Genomic DNA, 6,076 nt, shown 5'->3' with positions numbered 1-6,076 from the left:
CTCACCGACGGCAATGATCTGGTCCGCGCCGCAGTGCGAGAAAGTACTGGATCCGGCCAGTTGTACACCGATGCCGACTCGTTCGGGCGCGGCGGTGCGCAACTGCTTGGCGCCGCGCAGCACTCTCATGCCGGTGCCGACGACCTGCGTCACGTGCACGCCGGCGCCCAGTTCCCGCACGGCGAACCGGTGCCACAGTTGACCGGCAACCCCCTCGAACTGGTTGATCGACGGAATCTCGGTGTCGGCCAGCAGATCCTGTGCCGCCTCGATGCGCTCGCCCACCGGAAGCAGACCGGTATCCAAAACCACGACCACGCGACACCTCCCACAATCCCCTCCGCGGAGGGATGCACCCGTGAGACAGATTAACGAGTATCCCGCGCGTCCGAGAGACGAATGGCCGCCGCGGGCCGCCAGGTGGTGAGGCCCTTGCGGCCGTTCATGCTCTGTGGTTCGGGTATTCGCTGGTGACCATGAAGAAGGTCCGACCAGTGCGCCGTGGTCGGCGAAGCGTTCGTAATAGCGGCCGAGCAGGGCCAGGTCCACGGTCGTGGTGGCATCGGACGCGCCGCCGTCGGGTGATATCGGCGATGTGCTCGCTGAGGGCCGCCATCCGGTACGGCGGCGAGTTCGAAGCGGCCCGGAACCAGCTGGTTCCGGGCCGCTTTCGTGTTCAGCTGGGGGCACCACGGTCGCGGTACCTTCGACCTCGGCACCTGGGAGACCTTCCAGCCCTTGGGCTCCAGCAGTCTTCGTTGCCATGGGGACTCTGGGCTGAGATACGACTGCGCCGCGGTGCCATCGATTGTGCCGGTGGTGTTGGCGGCCGAAACACATACGGCCAGAGGGATTCCCGCACCGTCGGACAGAACGTGGATCTTCGAGCCGGATTTGCCGCGATCGACCGGATTCGGGCCGGTCAGATCGCCCCCTTTTTTCGCTCGCACCGACGCCGCGTCGATCACCGCCCGCGACCAGTCGATCAAGCCTTCGCTACCCAACTCGTCGAGCACCGCCCGATGTAGGCGCCGCCACAATCCAGCCTTGGTCCATACGCTGAACCGGCGATGCGCGGTGGGCACGGTGACATCGAACGACGGCGGCAGCAGTCGCCACGCGCAACCGCTGGTCAGCACGTACACCACGGCGGTGAACACAGCCCGCTCATCGGTTGGCGCGGTGCCGCCTCCTTGGGTTCGCGGGGTGAACTTCGGTAGCAGCGGCTCGGCCAGCTCCCACAACTCGTCCGGCACCAGCCGACGCGACAACTCGTCGATCACGGCCGGAAATCATGCCGCGCAATCGAATCCGATACGCGGTAAACGAATCACGACGACATGAGACACGGTCTGAGAAGCGGCCCGGAACCCATTGGTTCCGGTCCGCTTTCGCGTTGGTAGGGTCACGCTATGAACAACCGGGGGGCATTGTGAGTGGTGACGCAGAAATGGCCGAGCACGCTGAGCGAATCGACGCGGAGATCTCGCGGGTACGCGGACGGGCGCAAACCACCGACGGATCGGTGATGGTTGAAACCAACCCCTACGGTTCCATCACCGCCTGCACCTCTCCTCGCACGTGACCAGCGTTGAGCCCAGCCGGCTCGCCGCCGTCATCGTCGAATTGCATCGGCGCGCCTACGAAGAGGCCAAAGCCAACGGGGCCGAGGTCTTCAAGGCGATCCAGAGCCGCCTATCCGTGCGGGCCACGAATACGGCTCCACCGCCGGGCGACGACTGGGAAGACCTTGCGCCTGTTCGCTACACGTCGAGCATCTGAACCATGGTCGAGTTCGATACCGGGCGGATGCGCGGGATGGCCGGAGATCATCGCGGCCATGCGGACGCGGTCGAGGCTCTCACGCCGGTCGCCGGTGAAGAGGTGAAACTCGTACGGCCCAAGATGAAGAAGTCGGTCTTCGCTGTCCGCATCGAGGAGTGCTTGACAGCGATGGACGGAGTTACCGACTTACACGGCAAACGACTTCGCTCATTCGCCGACTTGATAGACGGTGCTGCGGCAGAGGCGGATCAGATGGACGACGACAACGCCGTGAAGTTCGGGGGGTGACGTGGCTGGCGACGAAGAGAACCTCACCATATCGATGGTGCTCTCATGGGACCTGGTGCAGCCGATCAAGGTTGCGGAGCTCGTTGGCCGGGCTGCCAAGAAGTTGAAACAGGAGCTGACGGACGCCGACGATCAGGTTCAGAAGGCTGAACCATGGTTCGGCGAGCAAGCCGGGGCCAGCGCCCGGACCCTCTCGAAGGGGTATCGCACGGACGGCGAAGCGACCGCCGGTGTGTACGTGGCAATGGCGAAGGCGATCCAGGACGGCTGCGGCACCATCGGGAAGAAGATCGATATGGTCCGTGACCTGGTCTCCGATGTCCAGAACTCAGACTACGACCTGTTCTACGAGGATGACGGTTCGGTCAAGTCGCGTGTATCGAACTGGGAAACTGCCGCGCCACCCTGGGGAATCGTCTCCCTCTACCTGAAGCAGAGTGAAATCAACAACCTGGACTTCAAGCTGAGGAACGCGCTCTGGGCGGTTGCACAGGAGGATGAGCGGGTCGCGGAGCGCGTATCCCAATGCATCGAGAAGCTGGCCGATTCGGTGAAAACGGAGATGGCCGGCGTCTATACCGACAAAGACCTGCTGGACATCCTCAAGAAGTATCAAACCCCTGATTCGACCAAGGACGGGGTGATGTGGCCCAACGCGACACAGCTCCAGTACATTCGGGACAATGTCGATCCCACGTTCCAGCCGAAATTTGTTACCGCGGAAGAGGCTGCTGTGCTCAATGAGCTGAGCCTTGGGGAACAGGTGAAGTTCTTGAAGATTCAGATGGCTGCGGGAGATTTCGGCAAGCACAACAAATACACCGAGGTGTACAGCCAGGCCGAGCAGGATGGGAAGGGTGATGCTGCCCGCCATATCTACTGGAACGCAAGGATGACGCAGGAGTTCGGTACCGACTGGACCGAGCGGTATACCACCGCGCATGAGAAGACGGGCGGCAACGTCGCGGCTCGTGAAGCGATGGATCTCTACAACAATTCGATCGGTCGTGACATCGGGCAGGACAAGAATGCGGACGACTCCACGATCCGCGCGCGGGTGCAGGACGCGATCGACAACGGTAAGGCTGTCGTCATCGTGGGCACCGGTTCCGAGGGAAAGACGCCACAGCTCGCGTGGAGCAGGGACACTCCGACCGATCAAACGATCGTCGGCCCGGGTGTGGGCATTCCGCTACCGGGGACGAAATGAGGGCTGCGATGAAAACGTCTGTTCGTGTTGGGGTTTTGGCTGCTCTGATGACTCTGGCAACCGCTTGCGGAATTCTTGCCCCGCAGGATGGTCCGGCGAGGAAGCAGGAGCCGAAAGACTGCAGCGCCACCTTTGACTTCGGTCCATGGACCGGTGATCAGCCTTTGGGATCCAGTGAACGTCTCTATCAGACGATTCTGGATGCACGGGCAAAGATGCAGACGATCTCCATGTTGGACATCGCGCACACTGCAGCTTGGTCCGACGAGTGGGACCGGATGGTCAGCGTCTGGGAGAATACCGATCGGGCCGAACTGAATTCTCGGGCTCAAACGCCGGGATACTGCTGGAAGAACCTCCCGCCGTCGTCGGTGATGTCGGGCCGGCCGTCGGACGGGTTCTACCTGTTCATCCGCGACAACCGACCAGTCCAATTCGTCCGGTACCGGATCAGTGAAGATCCGATTCTGATGGTACGAGGTGCAGTGGTGACCAAGGAGACCGTGCTGGTCTACTACGGTTCGAAACTCAAGCCGCAGTAGACTTTTCCGGTTCTCAATCATGGCGTGGGATGGGCGTCGATCATCCTGAAACTCCTTGCAATGTAGGCATTTCCAACCAGATCAGGTTGTGCGTGATGGCGTCCGAGTGGGACACCATCAGGGGCGAGTGGTTGCCCGGGCCCTTGCTGAGGTGATTTTCACGGGTTTCGCTCTGATGAGTTACGGCGACTTCGATGTCGCTGCGGGTATCGCGGCGACGGGGGCATCGCGGCCTCCGGTATGGGCGTGTTGTACCTCGGCGCGGTGCGGTCTTCCCGGCGCGAGGGTGCGCGGGATAGCGACGATGGTGATCAAGATGACAATGCTGCGGTGGAGTCGCCGTGGCACCGCCAGCCAACTCGGTGTTCTGGATGAAGTTCTGTCACAGGGAGTTCGTGGGGCCCACTCGCACGCAGGTGCTGTTGTGCTGCAACAGGTTTACGGAGCGACTGCATCGAATCATCTGGTAGAAAATATCTTTCGCACGACGAGATCTCATCGACGACAAGGCCGTCCGGGGGATTGTTCAGCGGGTGCAGCGTCGAGCCGAGGCAGATCTCAGAGCGCCAGCGAACCAGCAGCTAAGGCTCGAGTCGGGACGCGACGAACCAACGGCTGTTGCCGATGTTGCCATGGGGACTCTGGGCGGAGATACGACTGCGCCCCGGTGCCATCGATTGTGTCGGTGACATCCGGGGCGCGGAAGGCTGAATCAGCCGAGGTCCGGGTGGCCGACCCATTCGACAATCGTCCAGCCCTTCTGCGGGCTGCCCTTGAGGACGACGTGGCCGCCGTTGCGCATCGGATCGGTGCCGAGTTTGCTCTTGTCGGCGTTGCCGGCGTTCAGCATGGACCAGAACATGATGGTGGCGCCGTGCGAGAAGATCACCGGGTTGGTGCAGTTGCGGCGCTGCACATCGAGCAGTGCCTGATCGACGCGGCTGTCGAACTCGTTGCCGTCGATGGAGCCTGGAATCCGTGCGTTCAGGTCGCCGGAGAGCCACTTGAGCGGCGCCTGTAGGTACCCGGACATCGCCTCGGCCTCCGGAGTGCCCTCGTACTGGCCTGCCTCGATCTCCCGGACACCGGGCTGAATGTTGAGGCTCAGGTTGTGCTTGGCGACGGTCGGTGCCGCAGTCTGCTCGGTACGCACCATATTGGACGCGAAGGCGCAGTCGTATTTCTTGTCGGCCAACTGGAGGGCCAAGTTGTCTGCCTGTGTCCGGCCGCGTGCGGTCAGGTCGGGTCCGGGCACCTTGGTGTCGATCAGGCCGGAGACGTTACCGGCGGATTCGGCGTGGCGCACCAGGGTGATGGTCATTTCGCGGTTGCCGCTGCCGGAGCTGCTGCCGGAGTTTCCGAAGTCGATATCGGCGGACGCGATGCCGGTGGTAGCGGTTGTGGCCGCGACCGCGGTCGCCATCACCGCGATGAATGATCGAAGAGATCGGATTCGCATGGGTGGGAATGCCTTTCATCGTGGCGAACGCCACTTCAGGTATGCCGAAGAATTGGGGTGTCGCGTCTCACAGAAGCAGCTATTTGTCCGAATCGACTACGAGGTATCCCATTCATCGGGATCCTTCGCGCACCGGACCGCGCGCAGACGAAACCACCGGTAGCGGAGGTGCTGGCTGCAGCGTGGCCCACGCGGCCCCGAACCCACGCTGATCCCGAACCCTATTGCGGGCAGGGCATTCCGCCCCGTGGTGACGACCTGGAAACAGAATCTTCTTTCGTTGCCCACGGATGCGGTTGGTTACGGGCGGATGGGACGTGGCGCTACCTGTCGGCATATGCGGGACGGCAACCTGTTGGCTCATAACCCAGAGGTCGCAGTTCAAATCCTGTCCCCGCTACGAACGCGGGCGGTCCTGGCCGGTAGCTTTCAGGACCGCCCTCAATCTTTGTCGAGGTTCTTGGCAACGGATTTGGCATCATCCCGGATCTCCTCTGCCGTTGGAGCCCGACGTGCGGTGAAATGCACTGCTACCAGCGGATGTGGCGGAACGGATGGAACCGTGATCGCTGGGTTGCTCACCCATTGTTCCTGGACGGTTGTACAGATTTGGGTCGATTGCAGGCGTAGAGGTCAGGCATTGACCACGGGGCGCGCCCGGAAGCCCTTGTTTCTCGGCGGAGCTCAGTCGGGAATCAGGATCGCCCGACCATCACGGGTGTGCACCACCCCGCCCGGTGTGGACGCGCTCGACCGTGTATCCGGCCTGCCGCAGACCGCGCACCAACGCGC

7 protein-coding genes are annotated in these 6,076 nt (G+C 62.3%); 4 read left to right on the top strand and 3 right to left on the bottom strand.

Going from position 1 to position 6,076, the window contains the following annotated elements; all coding sequences use genetic code 11:
- Both ACFV4K_RS01070 and ACFV4K_RS01065 read right to left on the bottom strand, forming a co-directional pair.
- Positions 1-318, bottom strand: a 318-nt coding sequence (locus tag ACFV4K_RS01070; protein WP_379271045.1) for a hypothetical protein, incomplete at its 3' end; no start/stop codon positions are given.
- A gap of 50 nt (positions 319-368) precedes the next feature.
- Positions 369-1,256 carry an IS5 family transposase gene (locus tag ACFV4K_RS01065; RefSeq protein ID WP_379271054.1) on the bottom strand — a complete coding sequence of 296 codons (888 nt, stop codon included), beginning with the start codon at positions 1,254-1,256 and terminating at the stop codon, positions 369-371.
- 325 nt (positions 1,257-1,581) lie between these two features.
- Here ACFV4K_RS01065 and ACFV4K_RS01060 point away from each other — a divergent pair, with 325 nt between their 5' ends.
- The 4 genes from ACFV4K_RS01060 to ACFV4K_RS01045 are packed head-to-tail and all read left to right on the top strand — an operon-like array spanning position 1,582 to position 3,825.
- Complete coding sequence (locus ACFV4K_RS01060; RefSeq protein ID WP_379271044.1) at positions 1,582-1,782, top strand: hypothetical protein; 201 nt, start codon at positions 1,582-1,584, stop codon at positions 1,780-1,782.
- Positions 1,783-1,785: 3 nt separating this feature from the next.
- On the top strand, positions 1,786-2,073 hold the full coding sequence (locus tag ACFV4K_RS01055) for a hypothetical protein (protein ID WP_379271042.1): 288 nt from the start codon (positions 1,786-1,788) through the stop codon (positions 2,071-2,073).
- A gap of 1 nt (position 2,074) precedes the next feature.
- On the top strand, positions 2,075-3,283 hold the full coding sequence (locus ACFV4K_RS01050) for a DUF6973 domain-containing protein (RefSeq protein WP_379271040.1): 1,209 nt from the start codon (positions 2,075-2,077) through the stop codon (positions 3,281-3,283).
- 47 nt (positions 3,284-3,330) lie between these two features.
- A complete protein-coding gene (locus ACFV4K_RS01045) occupies positions 3,331-3,825 on the top strand; it encodes a hypothetical protein (protein WP_379271038.1) in 495 nt (164 codons plus the stop codon).
- Between the two features lie 712 nt (positions 3,826-4,537).
- Here ACFV4K_RS01045 and ACFV4K_RS01040 read toward each other — a convergent pair.
- Positions 4,538-5,248, bottom strand: coding sequence for a histidine phosphatase family protein (locus ACFV4K_RS01040; RefSeq protein ID WP_379271053.1), 711 nt, complete (start codon positions 5,246-5,248; stop codon positions 4,538-4,540).
- Positions 5,249-6,076 lie beyond the last annotated feature (828 nt).

The organism is Nocardia sp. NPDC059764, from assembly GCF_042732555.1.
Taxonomy (GTDB): domain Bacteria; phylum Actinomycetota; class Actinomycetes; order Mycobacteriales; family Mycobacteriaceae; genus Nocardia.
This window is presented reverse-complemented; position numbering and strand designations above follow the sequence as displayed.